This is a genomic window from Microbulbifer agarilyticus (genome assembly GCF_001999945.1).
GTDB classification, from domain to species: domain Bacteria; phylum Pseudomonadota; class Gammaproteobacteria; order Pseudomonadales; family Cellvibrionaceae; genus Microbulbifer; species Microbulbifer agarilyticus_A.
Window position 1 is genome coordinate 453179 of the sequence record NZ_CP019650.1, and the last position, 18851, is coordinate 472029.

19 protein-coding genes are annotated in these 18851 nt (G+C 54.0%); 16 read left to right on the top strand and 3 right to left on the bottom strand.

Features of this window, described 5'->3' with window-relative positions:
- The first annotated feature begins 49 nt into the window (after window positions 1-49).
- Window positions 50-1462, top strand: a complete 1413-nt coding sequence (locus Mag101_RS01820) for a rhomboid family intramembrane serine protease (RefSeq protein WP_077399986.1) — start codon at window positions 50-52, stop codon at window positions 1460-1462.
- Here Mag101_RS01820 and Mag101_RS01825 read toward each other — a convergent pair.
- Window positions 1459-2904, bottom strand: a complete 1446-nt coding sequence (locus Mag101_RS01825) for a tetratricopeptide repeat protein (protein WP_077399989.1) — start codon at window positions 2902-2904, stop codon at window positions 1459-1461. The genes Mag101_RS01820 and Mag101_RS01825 overlap by 4 nt on opposite strands.
- Window positions 2905-3097: 193 nt before the next feature.
- On the opposite strand from Mag101_RS01825, the gene pepB reads away from it, so the two are divergent.
- The 13 genes from pepB to Mag101_RS01890 all read left to right on the top strand — a co-directional run bounded on the left by pepB (window position 3098) and on the right by Mag101_RS01890 (window position 11815).
- Window positions 3098-4387, top strand: coding sequence for an aminopeptidase PepB (gene pepB / locus Mag101_RS01830; protein WP_077399992.1), 1290 nt, complete (start codon window positions 3098-3100; stop codon window positions 4385-4387).
- Window positions 4388-4401: 14 nt separating this feature from the next.
- Complete coding sequence (locus tag Mag101_RS01835) at window positions 4402-4599, top strand: antitermination protein NusB (protein WP_077399995.1); 198 nt, start codon at window positions 4402-4404, stop codon at window positions 4597-4599.
- 484 nt (window positions 4600-5083) lie between these two features.
- Window positions 5084-5854: a FadR/GntR family transcriptional regulator gene (locus Mag101_RS01840; RefSeq protein WP_232325098.1), complete on the top strand. Its 771-nt coding sequence runs from the start codon at window positions 5084-5086 to the stop codon at window positions 5852-5854.
- A 324-nt stretch (window positions 5855-6178) separates the two neighbouring features.
- Window positions 6179-6298 (top strand): hypothetical protein, encoded by a 120-nt coding sequence (locus Mag101_RS01845; RefSeq protein WP_418287757.1) that lies wholly within the window; start codon window positions 6179-6181, stop codon window positions 6296-6298.
- A gap of 317 nt (window positions 6299-6615) precedes the next feature.
- Window positions 6616-7272, top strand: coding sequence for a phenolic acid decarboxylase (locus Mag101_RS01850; RefSeq protein ID WP_198040053.1), 657 nt, complete (start codon window positions 6616-6618; stop codon window positions 7270-7272).
- 542 nt (window positions 7273-7814) lie between these two features.
- The gene (locus Mag101_RS01855; RefSeq protein WP_077400000.1) at window positions 7815-8609 is read left to right on the top strand and encodes an alpha/beta hydrolase; all 795 of its coding nucleotides are present in this window, start codon (window positions 7815-7817) and stop codon (window positions 8607-8609) included.
- A gap of 130 nt (window positions 8610-8739) precedes the next feature.
- Window positions 8740-8931, top strand: a complete 192-nt coding sequence (locus Mag101_RS01860) for a hypothetical protein (RefSeq protein ID WP_077400003.1) — start codon at window positions 8740-8742, stop codon at window positions 8929-8931.
- 51 nt (window positions 8932-8982) lie between these two features.
- Window positions 8983-9345: an MmcQ/YjbR family DNA-binding protein gene (locus tag Mag101_RS01865; protein ID WP_077407982.1), complete on the top strand. Its 363-nt coding sequence runs from the start codon at window positions 8983-8985 to the stop codon at window positions 9343-9345.
- A 107-nt stretch (window positions 9346-9452) separates the two neighbouring features.
- The gene (locus Mag101_RS01870; RefSeq protein ID WP_077400006.1) at window positions 9453-9902 is read left to right on the top strand and encodes an ion channel; all 450 of its coding nucleotides are present in this window, start codon (window positions 9453-9455) and stop codon (window positions 9900-9902) included.
- A gap of 103 nt (window positions 9903-10005) precedes the next feature.
- Window positions 10006-10266, top strand: a complete 261-nt coding sequence (locus tag Mag101_RS01875; protein ID WP_077400009.1) for a nicotinamide mononucleotide transporter — start codon at window positions 10006-10008, stop codon at window positions 10264-10266.
- A gap of 133 nt (window positions 10267-10399) precedes the next feature.
- Complete coding sequence (locus Mag101_RS01880; RefSeq protein WP_077400012.1) at window positions 10400-10939, top strand: redoxin family protein; 540 nt, start codon at window positions 10400-10402, stop codon at window positions 10937-10939.
- A 67-nt stretch (window positions 10940-11006) separates the two neighbouring features.
- Complete coding sequence (locus Mag101_RS01885) at window positions 11007-11468, top strand: cupin domain-containing protein (RefSeq protein WP_077400015.1); 462 nt, start codon at window positions 11007-11009, stop codon at window positions 11466-11468.
- A 173-nt stretch (window positions 11469-11641) separates the two neighbouring features.
- Window positions 11642-11815: a DUF2061 domain-containing protein gene (locus tag Mag101_RS01890; RefSeq protein WP_010133370.1), complete on the top strand. Its 174-nt coding sequence runs from the start codon at window positions 11642-11644 to the stop codon at window positions 11813-11815.
- Between the two features lie 1022 nt (window positions 11816-12837).
- On the opposite strand, the gene Mag101_RS01895 is transcribed toward Mag101_RS01890, so the two are convergent.
- Complete coding sequence (locus Mag101_RS01895; RefSeq protein WP_077400018.1) at window positions 12838-16044, bottom strand: DEAD/DEAH box helicase; 3207 nt, start codon at window positions 16042-16044, stop codon at window positions 12838-12840.
- A 248-nt stretch (window positions 16045-16292) separates the two neighbouring features.
- Here Mag101_RS01895 and Mag101_RS01900 point away from each other — a divergent pair, with 248 nt between their 5' ends.
- Window positions 16293-17555 carry an MFS transporter gene (locus tag Mag101_RS01900; protein WP_077400021.1) on the top strand — a complete coding sequence of 421 codons (1263 nt, stop codon included), beginning with the start codon at window positions 16293-16295 and terminating at the stop codon, window positions 17553-17555.
- Between the two features lie 137 nt (window positions 17556-17692).
- On the opposite strand, the gene Mag101_RS01905 is transcribed toward Mag101_RS01900, so the two are convergent.
- Complete coding sequence (locus Mag101_RS01905) at window positions 17693-18286, bottom strand: TetR/AcrR family transcriptional regulator (RefSeq protein ID WP_157520118.1); 594 nt, start codon at window positions 18284-18286, stop codon at window positions 17693-17695.
- Window positions 18287-18388: 102 nt separating this feature from the next.
- Here Mag101_RS01905 and Mag101_RS01910 point away from each other — a divergent pair, with 102 nt between their 5' ends.
- The gene (locus tag Mag101_RS01910; protein WP_077400027.1) at window positions 18389-18847 is read left to right on the top strand and encodes a DUF2141 domain-containing protein; all 459 of its coding nucleotides are present in this window, start codon (window positions 18389-18391) and stop codon (window positions 18845-18847) included.
- Window positions 18848-18851: the final 4 nt, after the last annotated feature.

The window sequence follows — 18851 nt, forward strand, 5'->3', positions numbered from 1 at the left end:
GAAGACCTGAACATTTTCCAATCAACGCCAAACCTTTAGCGGACCCACCTTGCTGATCATCCCCATCCAGAACAAACCCGACTGGCGCCGGCCACCACTGGTGTGTTTTGCGCTGATCCTGGCGAACCTGCTGGTGTATGTGCTCTATCAGAGCGGCGACGAAGCCCGCTGGCAGGCAGCCGAGGAGTACTACTTCTCCAGTACCTTGCCAGAACTGGATGAGGCGCGCTTCTACGAGTTTGTGGATACGGAGAAGCCCGAGTGGCGCACCCTGGCCCAGGGCGCCGGGGAAGAGTTCATGTATGAGCAGCTGTTGTGGAGCCGCGAGTTCCACGACTGGCTGGTGCCGCAGCTGCAGCAGGAAGGTGGGGAGGCCCAGCAGTGGCTGGCCCAGCGGCAGGAGTTCGCCCAGCTGCGCGATAGCCTGTCCAGCTTTGCCTACGGCCTGACTCCCGCAGATCCCACCCTGAAAGGCCTGTTCGGACATATGTTCCTGCACGGTGGCTGGGACCACCTGCTGGGGAATATGGTGTTCCTGCTGTTATTTGGCCTGTCGGTAGAGCTCGCTCTGGGAGCCGCCTGGTTTTTGGGGTTGTACCTGCTCGGCGGGTTGGCTGCCGCCGGCCTGCATATGGGGGTGGAAGCGGGCAGCCTGATGCCGATGATCGGCGCATCCGGTGCCGTGTCTGCGGTGATGGGGATGTTTGTCGCTGTGTACGGTATTCGCCGGCTGCGCTTCTTCTACACCCTCGGCTTTGCCTTCGGAGAATTTTCCGCGCCGGCCTTGATGGTGTTGCCACTGTGGCTGGGCAAAGAGGTCTTCGGTTACTTCTTTGGTAGTGAAAACATCGCCTACTGGGCGCACTTCGGTGGTTTGGTGGCGGGCTTTGTCTGCACCATGGCGCTGATCCGGGTGCGCCCCAGTCGCGATATTCACGTGGAGGAAGATCTACCACCTACACCGGAACAGCTAGCACTGGCGCGCATCGAATCCCTGCAAAATCACGGTAAGTTACTGGAGGCGGGGCAGGCGGCCAGCAGTGCGCTCAAGCAGCACCCGGAGTCACTGCCGCTGATCGAAAAATCCATCGAGCTCACCGGGCTCGCGCCGGAGAGTGAGGCCCATCACCGGGCCTGGCTCGCGCTGTTTGCCCTCGCCAAGCTCCCGCAACAGGACTTTGCGCAAATTGCCGCAGGCGTCGAAACCTATCAGGGGAAAGTGCAGGAACCGCGCGCACTGACACCGCGGGTGTGTCTGGTTCTGGCGCAACGCGCCGCGCGGGAGAAGCAGTGGGCGCTGGTGGAAGTTTTACTGCAGCGCTTACAGCAAAAGCAGCAGCGCCACCCGCTGATGGCGCGCCTGGCCAATGGCGTTGTCGAGCACTACCGCCGCTGTGGCGACGAAGAGCGGGCGCGACAGGCGCTCGACTTTGCGCGCGCCCTGCAACCCAGCGCGGTTTAGGCCGGCTGCGAGCTTTCCTTGTTCTGCTGTTCGGCAGTCAGAATGGATTCGAGTTGTTGTACCTCACCGAGCACCGCGCTCTTCGGAAACTTACTGCGTACAAACGCCAGCAGCTTGCGGCTGTTGTCGGTGCGGTTAAACCCATCCATATAAATTTTCGCCAACAGCAGATAGGCACTGTCCAGACGGGTGTAGTGCGGGTCTTCCTTGTGCAGGTTGTTGACCAGTGCCAGTGCCGGCTTGAACTGGCGCTGGCGATACAGCGCCTCGGCAATCTGGTGGCGCAACAGTGACTTGTCGATGGCAGGTGTGCCGTGGGACTGCACGGTGGCCATATACAGTTCTGCGGCCTTGTGTGGCTGGTTCATGCTGATAAAGCGCTCCAGCAGATGCGGGCCAAGTTCGCGCAGGGCCTTCTTGTCGTCGGTGGCGAGCAGCAGGCGATAGTAACGCTCGTTGAGCGCGACATCGTTGGGTTGCTGACGCAATACACCGACCAGGGTTTTGCGTGCTTCTTCGTGGCGTCCTTCACGCAGAAAAATACTGGAATCCGCCAGTGCCTTGCGCCGCTCGAACTCGCGTTCTTCGAGAAACTCCTCGTCGTCCACCTGCGACGCCACGCCCAGCTTCTGCTGCCGCGTCAGGCAGATGTAGCCCATCATGGCACTGGTGACGATGGAGAAATAGCTGGTGACAAAAGCCAGCAGCGGCAACAGCATCCATACCGGCAGCTTATCCGCGACGACCGGTAGCAGCACGGTGGGGGCGGCGGAAACTGCACTGGTGGAGAGCCACAGCAGCCAATAGGGCCAGCCGATAATCAGGGTGAATTGCAGCAGCTTGAGCGGGTTTACCGCCGCGCGCATGCTGTGCTCTAGCGCCAGCACAATCATTGCCGCCGGCCCCAGTAGCGAAAGCACGATGGAATACACCTGGGCCGCGCCCACACCAAAGGTGGTCGCAATCAATGCGCCACCACCACCGGCGACCAGAATCATACCGATGACCCGCGCAAACACCGCCGCACTGCGGCCGTCCTGGGCATCGCCGAAAGTGGGCGACTGCAGATCGCCACTGGCCAGCTTTTCGATCACCAGCAGGTTGTAGCGCATGACCACCGCCAGCATGGCCACCAGGATAAAGATGGAGAGTATTCCCATCCCGGTGATCGCCAGTGCAGCCACCGCGCAGATCGCGGATACGGTTAACGGCCCGGCGTTAAGTGCGTAGCGGAAATAGAAGGGGGCCATTTGCCAGAAGGGCCTGGCCTTGTTGCTCGCCCCGACATTTTGCAGACGGTTGTTACACAAAATGCATTTGGGGGTGGAGCGGTAATAGTTATCCACCGAGCCGGGAACGCAGTCGCCGCAGTATTCCTTACTGCAACCGCTGCACTGCCATATGGCGTCGGCATTGGAGTGGTAGTGGCAAGCATTGCCCATGGTCTACATCCTTGTTGTTATTGTGCTTTGCTGCTGTGCGATTGTGAGTGTGCACTCGTCCAGTGTATCGGCTCTGTCCCCGGCGGCGCAATCTACCCCCCCTTGCAGGCTGCTAGACTGACCCAATATTGTAGGGAGTGACGATTCACTCTGGCGCAGTTGCGCAGAATAACACCGAATAAATGAGGTTCAGATGAGCAAAGCGATGCAGGTACGGCTGGAATCCTCCGCGGCGGCGGAGCACTGGGGCAAAAATGCCCTGTTAAGTTTCGCCGATACAGAAGCGCGCATTCACGCTAGCGACGCCACCGGCGGTTCACTGGTGGCCGCCCAGCGTGCCGCCCGCCGTCTCGACGGCATGGGTATTACCGACATCACTCTTGTTGGCGACAACTGGGACCTGGAAAGCCGCTGGGCCTTCTGGGCCGGTTACTACAATCCGAAACGCAACAGCAACCTGGACTGGGGCAGTGCGGAAGGCAACGAGCTGGCGGAATTGGAAGCGCGCAAGGCGGCAGCTTTGTGGGTTCGCCAAATTACCAACGGTTCTCCGGAAGATATTTCCCCGCTCGCCCTCGCGGAAAGTGCCGCGGAGATGCTGCAAAAGCTCGCCCCGGATGCGGTGAGCTTCCGCATTGTCAAAGGCGATGCGTTGCGCGATGAAGGTTACATGGGGATTTATAACGTGGGCCGCGGCAGTGTACGTGGCGGTGCCATGCTGCAGCTCGACTACAACCCCGCAGGTAGCGATGCTACCGATGTGGATATTTGCCTGGTGGGCAAGGGCATTACCTTCGACTCCGGTGGTTACAGCATTAAACCCTCCCCCGGCATGGCCCATATGAAGTCTGATATGGGTGGAGCGGCAATGGTTGCCGGCGGCTTGGCGCTGGCAATCGCGCGGGGTTTGCAGAAGCGGGTGAAGCTGTATTTATGCTGCGCGGAAAACCTGATCTCGGGTCACGCATTCAAGCTGGGTGATGTGATTCGCTACAAAAATGGCGTAACCGCAGAAATCCTGAATACCGATGCAGAGGGGCGTCTGGTCCTGGCAGATGGCCTGCTGGAAGCGAGCGAACAGAACCCGCGCTACATCCTCGATGCGGCCACGCTGACCGGTGCTGCGAAGATGGCGGTCGGTCGGGATTACAACTCGGTGTTGAGCCTGGAAGACGATATGGCAGACAAAGTGTTGAGCGCGGCCAAGTCCGAACACGAAAAGGCCTGGCGTTTGCCGCTGGAAAAATTCCACCTGGAACAAATTCCGTCCGGCTTTGCAGACATCGCCAATATCGGTCGTGAGGGCACTCCCGGCGCTTCCACGGCGGCGGCGTTCCTGGCCAAGTTTGTGCGCGATACGGGTCGCGGCTGGGTACATATGGATCTTTCCGGGTCCTATTTACCCGCACCAAATGATCAGTGGGCGCAGGGCGCCAAGGGGCATGGGTTCCGTACCATTGCCCGTTTCTTGCAGGATAACTAATAGGAACCAAGACTATGGAAGAGTATCAAGTAATGATTCAGTCGCGGGAGTGGCTGGTGGGTTGGGGCACACTTTCCCTGATTAACGCAGGCTTGGCCCAGGGAAAGAATCGCAGTGGCCTGATCTGGTGGATTTTGAGTTTGATTTTCGGTCCGCTGGCGACACTGGTGCTCGTTTTGCTGAGTAAAGCTCCGGCAAACCCGCAGGACTAATCATCGGTTTTGATTGCCTGTTTTTGTGCGGTGGCGAAATTAAGCCACCGCACAAGCTTACTTCCGCTCCATTCGATAGCACTCCCCTTCTATCCACTATTCCGCCTCAATGCATATCCATACCTTTCGATACCCCGATAACAATTGGCTTGACGCTGTGAGTGTCGGGTGTGGATTGTAAGTCTGTGAACATCTGGTAAGCCTTAAGTCTGAAATTTTACATATTTTGGTAAGGCCAAATAGTCTACACTTGGTTGAGCCACCCAATCCCCCTCTGTTAGAATCCCGCCACATTTTTTTAGCCTGACTGACTAGTTGAGTGCTGTAGTGTTCGCGATACATGTGAATGAGCATTCTGGTGGCGCAACTATTGCGACAGAGGTCAGGCCGGGGTGTTTGTTCTGCTGCCAAGTGGGATGACCATAGAGGTTATTTGGGTCTGTTTTGGCTACTGCTGTGGTCAGATAGGCGTGGCAAAAACATAATGGCAGACGCCGTAGATATTGGAGAGTGGGGAATGCGGGGCGCGAGACTTTACCAGCAGGTGGCGGAAAAATTGGCGGCCGCTATTGCCGCGGGGGATTTTCCGGCTGGCTCTCGCCTTCCTGCGGAGCGCAAGCTGGCAGAGCGATTTGAGGTTAGCCGCCCGACCGTGCGCGAGGCGATCATTGCCCTTGAGCTTGGTGGTTACGTCGAAGTAAAAGGTGGCTCCGGTGTGTACGTAACTGACGCACAACCCAGCGGCTTTTCCGGTGGTGATAGCGACATCGGTGCTTTTGAAGTCTTGCAGGCGCGCATGATGTTTGAAGGTGAAGCCGCGGGCCTCGCCGCGCGCGAGATGTCCGACAGTGAAATTGCGCAACTGGAAGTGTTGCTCGAAGAGATGATTGCGGAGAACGCCGCCGAATCCGGCGCTGAGATCGCGGACGAAAAATTCCATTTACATATTGCCCGCTGTACTCACAACGACGCCGTGGTTTCCGTGTGTGAACACCTGTGGAAGATGCGCAATAGTTCCTCTATTTCCGTACGCATTCTAGAGCGTGCACGACAGGCCGGCAGCAAGCCGCGCATTGAAGAGCACCGCCGTATCCTGCAGGCGATTAAGGCGCGCGATCCGGAAGCCGCGCGCAATGCCATGCGTGATCATTTACAACGCGTAGTCCAGCAACTTCTGGATGCCACCGAAGAGGAAGCGCTGGAGCAGGCGCGTCGTGAAATGAGTGCCGCCCGTCAGCGTTTCGCGCTGCCCTGATAACTTTGCCGTAAACTAGAATTTCAGATAAACCGGCCATGGGCCGGTTTTTTTTGTGTCGTGCATTTATCCGCGGCAAATCTCAAGTCCCGATGGCAGCAATTTCTTGCCGTCGCCGAAACCCTTTCTAGACTCAATGTATGTGCTGAATTTTCCCGCCAGTGTAAAGCTGCATGAAAATTGCGTATGGAGTGGAACTAGTCAGTTCTTTTTCATACTCGGTACGGCTCTTATTTCATTCGGTGATGAGAAGGTAACTTCCTTGGTGGAGTAAAAGTCTGCAGAAACGGCAGTGCACGGCAGGATAAGCGGGATGGGCGGCTGGTGCTGTTTATCTCGATTTTCCTGTTTCCGATTCTCGCTGTGATTGTAGCCGGCGGTCATGGCTTTGTGGCCTGTATTACGCAGATGATTTTTGGCCCGCCGGGAACTCTGATGTCTTAGTTGAACTAGAGAGACCAAGTTCGATAAAAGTCATTGATAGCAGCTATCAAGCTAATCGTTGCATTGGTTTACTAGAAAAGCTGAAGCGCTATTAACTGTTCGAATATGTATTTATCTATCTAGTAATTAGCACAATCGCAAACTCTAAGTTCTAAGCGTAAATTTTCATTAGTGCGCCTGAAAATATCTTAGGAATTCGAGATTAACTAATGTGAGTGAAAGCTCTGTGCGAACCCATTTTTTGAACTACGATAATGTGGAGCCTGACGACAAAGAAATATGAATCAAACTAAGCAACGTTTGTTTTTGGATGGTGCTTGATTGTTCTAGATTTTTGTCAGATCGAACTTTACATCTTGCATCAATATTTAGAGGTGAAAATGGGAAGTAACTACGACAACTCAGCGTTCAAACCAACGGATAACCCACTTCAAGATTGGCAGGACAACCCGGATCCGCAGGACATTGTAAAAACGCAGCCACAAGGGGATCTAAGTGAGTTTGTTGGTAAACACATCATCTATACCTACGCCAATGGATGGCAGTACGAATACTACTTTCGAAATGAGAATTGCGGTGATTATCGTATTCATAATGGTGTTGTAGGGAAGCGCTGGACTACTGTACAGAGGTATATGCCCGTAAATTTGGGCCACGGTATTTACAAGGTTGCATGGACTGAGCCTACCGGCTCGGTAGTTTCACTAGATATAAATTTCAAAGAAAGATGGCTCCATGGTTTCTTCGGGTTAGCTCAATGGCTTGTAAAATCGCCGGAGGTGGGAACTGTTCACCAAAATGCCCACCTTAAGAATATCCGTGAGCATCGCGACAAAGGGCCGCTATATCCGCTATTAGTGAATTTTGATTTTGCTGAAATTACCTACTTGGAGGATCGTGGTATCGACAATGATGACGTCATCAACTGCGAGGTGGATGAGCTTCCGGATGGATACTGGGATCGTCGAAATTGAGTAGGAAAAAAATTGTATCGAATGTGTGATATATAGGAAACCTCATAGAAATCAGGACGGGTTTGTCACGGAGTTTAGAGGGGCTAGCAACTGCTAGCCTTTACCGCTGCGCAAGAATTTCAGATAAACCGCTCATGATCCGTTTTTTGTCGCGCATTTATCTTCGATAACTTCCAAGTCTCAATGGCAGCAATTCCTTGCCGTCGTCGAAAACCTTTCTAGACTCTAGGTGTGTGCTGAATTTTTCCGCCAGTGATGATTGCGTGGCGATTACGTATGGAAGGGACTAATCATTTTTTCGGGCACGTCACGGATCGTGTCTCTGCAGATCTATTTTGTACTGCTTGCATCCAATGGATGCGGAGCTAGCCATGATCTCTATGCTTCGACGTTGCGTTGTACCAGCTTTTATGTACTTGTCTTGGCCCGGCGTAACCAGCCGGATAAACGAATGAACAGATTCATCGATATGCTATAGATACTTGTGTCACCCGAGGGCGCTTATTTCATTTTGCGCTAATTAACCTCCGAGGAGACTTTCTGTGAGAATTCCATTAATTAAGCTCGTTTGTGCTATCGGTCTGTTACTTTCTATGTCTGTTGTAGCTCAAACCTCCAATGAGGGTGGTGCGAGAAGCTCGACCTTTGTTCTTGTACATGGCACCTTTCAATGGGGAGGTCAGTGGGTTCCTCTTGCCTCAATACTCGAAGAACAGGGTTACACCGTCCATATGCCAACACTTTCCGGTTTGGGAGAGCGGAATAATCTGCTGTCTAAGCAAGTCGGCCTGTCAACGCATATTGAGGATGTGAAGAATTACATCCAATGGTACAACGTAACAAACGTCATCTTGGTCGGGCATAGTTACGGAGGAGCCGTCATTACCGGTGTCGCCGATGCGCTGCCGGATCGAATTGCGCATGTTGTCTATGTGGATGCGACGGTGTTAAACCAAGGGGAGAACTTGGTGGATGATTTTTTCACCACTGAAGTTTCAAAAGGCATCAAGGGCGCTGTGGATAAGTTCGGAGATGGCTGGTTAATTCCTCCGGAATTTCTACGCAATCCACCACCAAAAACCATGAGTAAGCAGCCGTTTAAAACGTATACCGACCGTATTGATCTACAAGGCCCCCCTCCCAAATCTGGCACCGTCATCAATGCTACTGAGAATCCGGAAATCTTCGGCGTGATTCGCGAAAAGGGTAGCAAAAGGGCAAAAGAACGCGGTTGGTCCTTGCACATTGTTGAAGGACCTCATCCGCTTCAAGAGAAAAACCCCTCCAAGCAGAAAGTTGCGGAGATTCTTCTGGATATTGCGCAAGACAATAAGTAAGAATAGATATGTCGCAAGCATATTAATCCCGCAACTTCGCGGTAGGCTTTGATATTTGCAGCTTCAACGACTATTTCGAAAGGTCTTTGAGGTACGGCTTATTTTTTAGTTGACTGGCCAGGAGCATCACATGAGTGATCAAAAAGAAAGCAAAGGCAGTTCTTCAAGCCTGACGGGAGTCGGTATCGCAATAGGTACCGCAATTGGGGCTGGTATTGGCGCGGCGATCGATAATCTGGCTCTCGGTATTGGCGTTGGTATAGCGATCGGTGCGGCAATCGGAGCAAGCTGGGCGGCGAAGAAAGGCGGTTCTAGCAAGTAGCGTTGTTGGTCGAATTGACGCGGTATGCTTTCTGCGCCGGGTAAGTTAGATATGGATGTAGCGCACACAAAGCAATTCTGTCGATCCTTTCCCGGAGTGAACGAGGTGGAAAGTGGTCATCCAGCCAATGTGTTGTCCTATAAAGTCAGGGATAAACTCTTTGCATACTTCAAGACTAGTGAGCCGGAACGATGGCGATTTAGCTTTCGGGTGACCCCAGAGCGGTTCTTGGAGTTAACCGACCAGCCGGGGATCAAGCCTGCCCGGTATATGCATCGATATCATTGGGTTACCGTTGTCGACGTGAGTCGTTTTGACGATGAGTACCTGAAAGAGTTGGTGGCTTGGTCATTTAATAAAGCAGTTAGCCGTTTACCTAAGAAAGTGCAGGCAGAAATACGCGACATGACGTAGCGGGGGGGGTAGCTGACACAGACTAGTAAGGCTACTGGCTTGTTCGAAATCGGATTTCTTGGGGCGATACCCTTTTCAGCTGGCGGGAACCAAATGCGAGAGAGAATATGAAGATTCTTAACGAATCAAAAATCATGTATCTACTTTTGTTCGCCACGCTCCTGTGTTCATTCTTCGGCCTCAGGGGGCTGTCGTTTCTCCTGATGTCGGTAACGGTCCCTATATTTGTAAGCTGGGCGTTAAATCATCGTGACTTCAGATACCGAATACAGGCATTTATCTACTTTGTTGTAATCATTATTATCGAGATCGCCGGTTTCGCCGCGCTCTACGAGCGCGAGGGTATCGTGTGTGAAGGTAATCTGATTAAAGATACTTACACTAGCCTTTATTTTAGTGTCGTTACTTGGACAACACTGGGATACGGGGACTGTGTCCCAACACCACATATTCGGCATTGGGCGGCGCTGCAGGCTATTCTCGGCTACGTTATGATGGCTATTTTTACCGCATTGGTGCTTAATTTTCTTAATGGTCGAATACCGAAAAAAAGCTAAAAGAAAAGTTAATCACGTTACTCGCTGGAGAAAATCCTGCAGAAAGTTGTGGTTCTTAACGTATCTTAATTGTTTTCCGTGTTTTTCTCTGTGGTTTTGATCCATGACATCTCTCTTTGAGTATTACCTGGTTGACTGGCTCGGCATGGGGTTAAGTTTGATATCGGTTTACCTACTGGGTAATAGGAACAAATGGGGCTTTCTGCTATTCGCCCTGTCCAATGTGATTTTTATTTTCCTTGGCCTGACCTGGATGAACAGCGTGGGTATGGCTGTGGGTAATGTGGCGTTTATGCTGATAAATATTCGCGGTTATCTGCATTGGGATAAGAACAACCGTGAGCCGTCAGCCAGCAGCGCCTAGGTATGCAATCTCGCCTGGCTTTGCTAACGGGTGAGGTCAGATTTGATCACCGAGTGTGAGCGCCATTTTCCACGTAATGACCTATGCTTATGGCGACGATTCTTCTCGATATATTCTTAATTGAGATATAGATATGGCTACTTCTACCAAACTGAGAGCAGGTGATGCCTTTCCTTCTCTGGAGGCGGTCAAGTTGGATGGTTCGAGCGTTACGCTCGGTAAGCCACAAGGAGGCGCGACCTGGCAGGCAGTGTTTGTTTATCGTGGCAAGCACTGCCCCTTGTGCACCAAATACCTGAATGAACTGGAGACATTCAAGCAGGCCTTTCAGGATGCAGATGTGGATATTCTGGCGGTATCCGCTGATTCAAAAGAACAGTTGGAGCAGCACCTGGAAAAAGTGCAAGTCAGCTTCCCCATTGCCTACGGGCTGACGGAAGAGCAGATGAAGACTCTGGGGCTGTACATCTCCATTCCCCGTTCGGAACAAGAGACTGACCACAATTTTGCGGAGCCCGGGCTGTTTGTGGTGAACGAGGAGGGCAATCTGCACGTTGTGGATATCTCGAACAACCCCTTTGTGCGCCCGGAGCTGGGTGCGCTGACCCGCGGTCTCGCGTGGATTCGCGATCCGGACAACCATTACCCGATTCGCGGGACACTGAAGTACTAATACCACGAAGAATTCGTCCCAGAAGTAATCATTCCGGCTTCACAATTCACCGGCTACTGGTGCTGTTATGGCGACACACTCCTTTGCGGTTTCTCCCGAGGACTATCCTCGCCCGCTGAATGTGATGGGCGATACGGTGAACGTACTAGCGCGGCTCGCGCAGACCGGCTCATACGCAATCTCCATCGTTCACGGCAAGGCAGGGGATGGGCCGCCCCCGCACCGGCACGACTGGAACGAAACGTTTTTTGTGGTGCGGGGGAGTGTCGATTTTTCGTTTCGTGGCTGTGAGGCTTGTGCTGAGGCTGGGAGCCTGGTGCACTTCCCCGCCGGCGAGATTCATTCTTTCACCTTTGGTGCCAACGGTGCCGAACTACTCGAGATCACCGGGCCGGGGAGCCGGGCGGTGGAGATGTTCGAAGCGTTGGACCGCGAAATCCCTGCTGGTGTGAACGACGGGACACGTATTGCAGAGGTCCTTGCTCAGAACGGGGTGGAGGTGGTTTCGGGTACACCTTCCCACGACTAAGCGGTCCGGTGCGCAGTCATAGGGTCTCATTGGTCATCTCTATCAAACTGGAAAGTACAAACAATTTTTACAAATAGGAATTGTTCTCGATAATCGGCATATTGTTCGCAGTTGTACAAAATATGAACAGTGCAGCTGCGACCCGATACCGGTGCAACTGAGGATGATTCACTATGAAGAAGACCTGTAGTTTTGCGTTAGTTCACATGGCCGTTGCGTTTACCGTGGGCTTTGTGATGACCGGGGATTTCTTGGTCGGAAGTGCGCTGGCACTCGTTGAGCCCGCGTGTAACACGGTCGCTTACTATTTTCATGAGAAATGGTGGGGTGGGGCTGCGGTTGCCTAATATGCAGTGTCATCGACGTCGGGACTTAGTCTGAATTCTTTTCGGCGGCCAGTTAGTCTGTCCTAGCTTTTTAATGGCCTCCAATTAACTGCTTCGTTATTGAGATTCCCAAAAGAAAAGGCCGCGGATCGATTGTAATCTGCGGCCTTTTCTTTCTATCTGCCTGTTAACTCCAGTCTCGCTGGAGTTGTTGAGGCGTAATTACTCAGTTATTACCAAGCACGAAACAACGTTCCAGTTCCTTCGGATATCGCAGGCTCAAATTATCGCTGGTCTTACCCAGCTTGGTTTGTGACTGAGGTTGCGTCTTGGTGTCTTTCTGCCGTGTGGCGAGAAAGGCTGATTTGCTTTGGTTGTGGGGTTTTAGCGGCAAGTGCGTATTCATTTGGAAACCTCTACTGCATATACGCTGCGGTGAATGCCTTTGCTGCTTTCGCGGTCGTTCTCTCGTGAGCGTGTTGACCAGGGGAAAGATACGGAAAGTCTGCGCGGCCACGTTTTAACTGTAGTGTAAAAAACGAGGGACCAGCCGCCACATGCCCAATGTGCGCACAAATGCCATTTTCCCTGAGACTCACCGCAAGTTCCCGTCGCCTGAAAGCAGGTTCACGGATTTACCAGCAATTGCCCGCCCATAGATATAGCCTTCGGCAATCATCGCGAAAGCTATATTTGATTATCGCTATGGTGACTTTGGGTCTATTCTTAGTCTTAGTTTCGCGAATACACGACGAACAGATTAAGAAAGAGCGAGAGCAAAAATGAAAAATTCCACGACACCCATGCTAATTACAGAGTTACCTGCAGCCGCTGAGACCGAGTGCAACATTGAATGCAACTATGGCAACAACTATTACGGTGATCAGGTATGTATCTTGAAAAAGTAGTGGCGGACTGGGTAACTGGTATTCTACTGCGGGCACTGGAGACGCAGCTGCAAAGCTTGGATAAGGATGACAGCCTGTAAATGGCACTCAGTAATTTGCGTGCCGTTTTTCCCGTTTAATTTACTCGGCCTGATTTCACGAAAGTAATCCCAAAAGTTCTTCGCCACTTTTTGGCAGCTGCTGTGCCTGCGTGGCATCAAACAGGGCATCCGCCAGCGCTTGCTTGTGCTGCTGCATTTTCTGGATGCGTTCCTCTACCGTATCGGCCGCAATGAGTTTGTACACAAATACCGGTTTGTCCTGACCGATGCGGTGAGCGCGGTCTGTAGCCTGGTTTTCTACCGCGGGATTCCACCAGGGGTCCATATGGATCACTACATCCGCTGCAGTCAGGTTTAGTCCTGCACCTCCAGCCTTGAGGCTGATCAAAAATACCCGCACCTCACCATTTTGAAAACGATCTATTGCTTGCTGCCGGTTGCGAGTCTGGCCGGTAAGTTTCGCGTACTCGACCTGTTGTTCGTCGAGCTGTTGCTCGATCAGTTTTAGCACCTGGGTAAACTGGGAGAAGATCAGAATACTGCGGCCTTCTTCCAGCAACTGCGGCAGGTTCTCTTCCAGCCAGTTGAGCTTGGCACTTTCCTGAATACCCGCCGCCATTTCCAGCTTGACCAGTCGAGGGTCGATGCAGGTCTGGCGAAGCTTTAGCAGGGCATCGAGAAACTCGATCTGGCTTTTTCCTAGCCCCTGGCTTGCGACCAGGTCGCGGATACGCTTTTCCATACTGATGCGCACGCTTTCATACAGACTGCGCTGCTTGCTCCCCAGCTCCACATATTGCATGGATTCCGTTTTCGGCGGCAGGTCAGCGACCACTTCAGATTTTGTGCGCCGCAGCATAAACGGGCGTACCTTGCGGGCGAGTTCTTGTTGCCGCTCGTGGTCGCCATGATTTTCGATGGGATTGCGGTATGCCTGCTGGAATGCCTTGGCGCCACCGAGCAATCCAGGCAGGGCAAAATCCATCAGTGCCCAGAGTTCGCCGAGGTGGTTTTCCAGCGGCGTGCCGGACAGGCACAGGCGGGTGGCACTGCGGATACGGCGCACATGCTCGGCAACCTTGGTGTTGGGGTTTTTGATGGCCTGAGCTTCGTCCAGCACCAGCACGCTAAATGCGTGGTCTCGGTAGTGTTCGTAATCGCGGGCCAGCAGGGGGTAAGTAGTGATGACTAGATCGCTGTGGGCGATCTGGGTAAAGGCGGTTTCACGGTGGGGGCCGTGAATCAGCGTTACCTGTAACTCTGGGGTAAACTTCGCCGCTTCATGCACCCAGTTGCCGGTGAGGCTGGTTGGGGCGATGACCAGTGCCGGCGCGGTGAGGCTACCGCTTTCCTTCATGTGCTGAATCAGTGCCAGGGTTTGCAGGGTCTTACCCAGCCCCATGTCGTCCGCAAGAATACCTCCGAAACCGTAGCCCTGCAGGAATGCCAGCCAGTTCAGGCCATCGTGCTGGTAGGGCCGCAGCGTTGCGTGCAGATTCAGTGGCTTGGGGATATTGGGCAGCCCGGAAAAATCCCGCAGGGTTTCTTTTAGCTGGTGAATATTCGGCGCGTGCGCGTCGTCCAGTTTGTCGATATCCGCGAACTGTACTGCCTGGAAGGCGGGCAGCGGGATGGGTTTATCCAGCTTTTTTTCCTTCAGCAAATCGAACAGCAGGCTGCGAATACTTTGCAGCGGCCGCGTATTTACGCTGACCCAGTCACCATCGACAATCAGGCTCAGTTCATTCGGTGCGTCCTGTTCCAGCCATTGCTCAACCAAATCGACGATGGGCCACTGTTGCCCGTTGGGCAGTGTCAGGTCCAGCCCCATATCAAACCAATTGTTGTCACGATCGGTGAGTTCAATGGCAATTTCAGCGCGGGCAATATCAAACCGGTAGCTGCTGTCGGTACCGATTACCCAGCCCAGTTTTCGCCATTCGGGCAGTTGTTCCCGCAGTAGCGCACTCCAGCGCTGGAAAATTTTCTCGGGCTTGGTGGCATCCAGAATCCAGACTTCTTCCTGGCCACCGAGGTTTTCCGGAATCAGGTAGAGGCCCTGCTCGTGTATTCGATCACGGCAGCGCTGTTCGGCCTCTTCGTCGCGAATAATCCGAATGTAGTCGCCACCTTGCTCTTGGGTAATTTCCTGGCCCGCATAGTGCCGGCTGTAGCTGGGGGCGAGGGCAAAGCCGCCGTAGTCGAAGTGCAGTTTCAGGGCCGGGAGCTTGTAGTGGTCGAAGTCACACCCCACCAGAGTGATGTGGGGGGTAAAGGTGCGCACCACAGTGAGCGAGGGCTCTACCGGCAGTGGCAATTGTTCCAGTGGCACGCGCTGGCGCAGTTCCACGGACATCAGGCCGACGTCGCTCGCGGGCACCGCGGGCATCGCTAGCAGGTGTAATAATTGGGAAGTTGGCAGCGGTGTGGCGATATCGCCGAGACGCGCGCGCTCTGTATCCAGATAGCAGGGTGGGTTGGTTGGGATTATGTCCCAGTTACCCTTGTCTAGCCCGTCGAGGCTCGCGGTCAGTTGTAGCTTGCCATCTTGCTCTGGCTGCCACGTCCATTGCAGCGCGCGGGCAGGGCCCCTTTGAATACGCTCTTCTTCGAAATAAAAGCGTTTGCTATCGAGCAGGTAGGGCAGGGCGCGCCGGCCGGGCTCGCCAGAGAGTTCGAGCCTGCCGCTGGCGCTAACACGGGGTAGCAATTGCAGGATGGTGACGTCTTCGTCTAGCAGGTGGCTGGGGCGGTTCCAGCCAAGGCGGTTGGTTTCCTGGGTGAAATAGCGCAACTGGCTCCAGCTGCCGTCTTTCTTCAGATAGCCTTTCTTGGTGGATAACTGCAGTTGCCCCTGGGTGTTCTGTTCCAGTACATACAACAAGTAGTGCTGGCCGTGCTCGAGTGGCTGCACCTCGGTGCGCGGTGCGCCGGGTAGCTCGGACAGCCACTGCTTCCATGGGGCTGTGCCGGCTTCAGCTGCGGCACTTTCGCTATTCGAGCCGCTGTCTGCCGAATCTACCTGCTGTTCCTTGTTCAGCAGTTCCAGCGCAACGGCGACTGCATGCTTGCAATTAAGTGCCACCGGGCAGGAGCAAAGCCCTACCAAACGGCCGCGCTCCACATCCAGCTCAACCCGGTAAACAAAACGCGCCGAGCCTTTGACGCGACCGCGGTAGATTTCGGCGTCCTGGTCCCAGTAGGCCTCCTGCACCCGCCCGCGCTGGAAATATTCCTCACCGCGCTCGAATGCGCGCGGGTCCACCATATTGCGAACGTTATTGAGGGTGAAACGGACCAAGTTGGGCTCTCCGGTACGGTTTTTTCTGCCGGTACTTAGGGTTAAACCTGCCACTTTAGCATGAGTTACCGGTGGGCAGGTTGAATGCGGCGCAGTATGCCTATGCCTCTATGGTGATAGTGTTTGTGGCGATAGTGCTTATGACGATAGTGCTTGTGATACGGGCTTTGGTATATTCGATGCGGTTTAGCGGAAGGATTTTTTGTCGCCAAGGTGTGGCGCCCAACCGGGTATGGAAGTACTGATGTATGAATGATGTAACCGAACAGGTGGGGCAGGCGGGCGATGCGCTCACGCATAACCCCTCGCGACTGAGTGAGCGCGAACAACGCGGCAATATTTGGCGATTAACCATCGCCCAGGCCCTGGCGGGAGCCAACTCGGTGGTGGCCTATGCCACCGGCGCGATCGTTGGTGCCGAGCTGGCACCGGTATCCTGGCTGGCAACCTTGCCCCTGTCGGTCTTTGTGGTGGGCATGGCGCTGTGTATTTTGCCGGTGGGTGCGATTGCCGGGCGCTACGGGCGACGCGCAGCATTCCTGTTGGGCGCCGGTGCCGGTGTGCTCGCGGGTTTGCTCGGCACCTATGCAATCCTGGTTGGCGGCGTCACCGGTTTCTGGCTGTTCTGTGGCTCGACAATGTTTGGTGGAGCCTACGCGGCGGTTGTCTTGCAATTCCGCTTTGCCGCGGCGGATGCGGTAGCACCCAGCCGCAAGGCACGGGCACTATCCATGGTGATGGCCGGCGGTGTTGCCGCCGGTGTGGTTGGCCCGCAGCTGGTGACCTGGACCATGGATTTATGGGCCGGCCACGTATTTGCCGTTACCTTTCTTGCGCAGGCACTGGTCGCGGCGCTGTCGGCGATCATCCTGTTCGGTGTGCGATTGCCCATGCCGTCTGCAAGTGCCGCCAGCGGTGGCCGGCCCCTCTCACTGATCGCGCGTCAGCCGCGCTTTATTGCCGCCGCCGCGTGTGGGGCCATCTCCTACACGCTGATGAATTTCTTGATGACCGCGGCTCCGCTCGCCATGCACATGCATGGGCATTCTACTGAATCCTCCAACCTCGGACTGCAGTGGCATGTCATCGCCATGTTTGGCCCAAGCTTTTTTACCGGCAGCTTGATCGCGCGCTTTGGCGCAGAGCGGGTGATGATGGTGGGCCTGCTGCTGATCGGTGTCTCCGCCGCGGTGGGGCTGGCGGGAGTCGAGGTGATGCACTTCTGGGTAACGCTGGTTTTGCTGGGGCTGGGGTGGAACTTCGGTTTTCTCGGCGCCTCGGCACTGGTGCTCGAATGCCACAGCGATAGCGAGAAAACCCATGTGCAATCCCTCAACGACTTTATTGTGTTTGGGCTGATGGCATTGGGCTCGTTTGCCTCGGGCGGACTGCTCAGCGCCTACGGCTGGAATACCGTACTGTGGGTGTCGTTTGCTCCGTTACTGGTGACAGTGGTTGCGCTGGGGGTATTAATTTTACGTAAAAAGCCTGAGGTGAATCAGGCTGTCTAGCCAATAAAATCACCATTAAGTGAGGTGCAAAATGCCGCAAGGTTGACGCAAGAACCCGCGGCATTTTTCTTTTAGGTAACCCGATGGCTTTGGGCCCGTGTCGGCATTTGTTCGCCGTGGAGGCTTCTTGTTAAATTTTAAATTTCTGAAAGGGTATCTAACGCACTCAGTAGCAAATGGGCGCTCCGCTTAGATGCGGTGCGCCACTTACGCGTATCGCCAAGGTGTGCGACGGATTCGATATTGAAGTAGATGCCAACGATACCACTGGCCACGGCGTATCGATCGTCACTTTCGCAGTGTGGGTGCGTTTGCTGCAACAGTTGGGTGAGCGCCTCGATAAAGTCGTCAGTGGCGGCTTTAAGCGGAGCGGCGAGTTCCGGTATGGTCGCAGCTGCATTGAACAGGGCGTTGGCGAGCAGCGCACTGGAGCTGTCCGAGTAGTAATCGTCAAACAGATATTCGATAAAGGCCTGTGCCGGTTTTTCTGCCGGTAAAGCCGCAAACAGTAACTGGCTCTGTTGCTGGGATTGTGTGAGATAGCGTTCCAACAAAGCCATAATCAGGTCGTCGCGGTTTCCCGCATAATGGCGGATCAGGCTTCTCTGTAGGCCAGATTCCTCCGCCAGCCGTTCCAGTGTCGAGCCCTCCACGCCGTAACGCGTCACGCAACGCTCAAATGCCAGCATGATCTCTTCTGTTCGCTCTTTTTTGACGCTGGGTCTGGGCATGGCAAAGATACCGCTCTCACCTATAAATTATCAGTATTGACAATCTATCATTCGCTCGTTACTTTGTAAATTATCACGTTTGACAATTTACGGGGGTGTGAAATGCAAAGTGGCATTGTGCGGAGCTTGGCGGTGGTAGCGGTATGGCTGCTCACGAGCAAGGTTCAGGCGACCGATTTGACTGTGCAGTTGAACGGTATCGACGGCAGTCGTGGGGGTTATGTCCACGCGGCAATCTACCGGGAGGCCATGCCTTTTGAAACTTACGATGCCAATGGCGCCTTTGCGACGGTTTCCCGCCAGTTGAGTCCCGCAATATCGCCAAAGCCGGTGTTGATTGCATTTACCCTGGCGGATCTTCCGCAAGGTGAATACGCCGTGCACTTTTATCACGATGCGAATGGCAATCAGCAGTTCGACAGCTCCGGAAGTGAGCCATTGGAAGGTTGGGGTTTCTCTAACGCGCGTCACCTTTGGCAGACGCCCAGCTTCAAGCGTTCGGCATTTACCATTGGTACGGAAGCGAAAACTGTTTCTCTCAAGACCTTTTATATCGAGTGAGCGG

What these genes read in the sequence shown, in the direction of transcription:
- Mag101_RS01905 (WP_157520118.1), bottom strand. Translation starts at nt 18,286, where the DNA reads ATGCCCAGACCCAGCGTCAAAAAAGAGCGAACAGAAGAGATCATGCTG.
- Mag101_RS01890 (WP_010133370.1), top strand. Translation starts at nt 11,642, where the DNA reads ATGAAGAAGACCTGTAGTTTTGCGTTAGTTCACATGGCCGTTGCGTTT.
- Mag101_RS01885 (WP_077400015.1), top strand. Translation starts at nt 11,007, where the DNA reads ATGGCGACACACTCCTTTGCGGTTTCTCCCGAGGACTATCCTCGCCCG.
- Mag101_RS01835 (WP_077399995.1), top strand. Translation starts at nt 4,402, where the DNA reads ATGGAAGAGTATCAAGTAATGATTCAGTCGCGGGAGTGGCTGGTGGGT.
- pepB (WP_077399992.1), top strand. Translation starts at nt 3,098, where the DNA reads ATGAGCAAAGCGATGCAGGTACGGCTGGAATCCTCCGCGGCGGCGGAG.
- Mag101_RS01860 (WP_077400003.1), top strand. Translation starts at nt 8,740, where the DNA reads ATGAGTGATCAAAAAGAAAGCAAAGGCAGTTCTTCAAGCCTGACGGGA.
- Mag101_RS01910 (WP_077400027.1), top strand. Translation starts at nt 18,389, where the DNA reads ATGCAAAGTGGCATTGTGCGGAGCTTGGCGGTGGTAGCGGTATGGCTG.
- Mag101_RS01840 (WP_232325098.1), top strand. Translation starts at nt 5,084, where the DNA reads ATGGCAGACGCCGTAGATATTGGAGAGTGGGGAATGCGGGGCGCGAGA.
- Mag101_RS01865 (WP_077407982.1), top strand. Translation starts at nt 8,983, where the DNA reads ATGGATGTAGCGCACACAAAGCAATTCTGTCGATCCTTTCCCGGAGTG.
- Mag101_RS01875 (WP_077400009.1), top strand. Translation starts at nt 10,006, where the DNA reads ATGACATCTCTCTTTGAGTATTACCTGGTTGACTGGCTCGGCATGGGG.
- Mag101_RS01870 (WP_077400006.1), top strand. Translation starts at nt 9,453, where the DNA reads ATGAAGATTCTTAACGAATCAAAAATCATGTATCTACTTTTGTTCGCC.
- Mag101_RS01880 (WP_077400012.1), top strand. Translation starts at nt 10,400, where the DNA reads ATGGCTACTTCTACCAAACTGAGAGCAGGTGATGCCTTTCCTTCTCTG.
- Mag101_RS01825 (WP_077399989.1), bottom strand. Translation starts at nt 2,904, where the DNA reads ATGGGCAATGCTTGCCACTACCACTCCAATGCCGACGCCATATGGCAG.
- Mag101_RS01900 (WP_077400021.1), top strand. Translation starts at nt 16,293, where the DNA reads ATGAATGATGTAACCGAACAGGTGGGGCAGGCGGGCGATGCGCTCACG.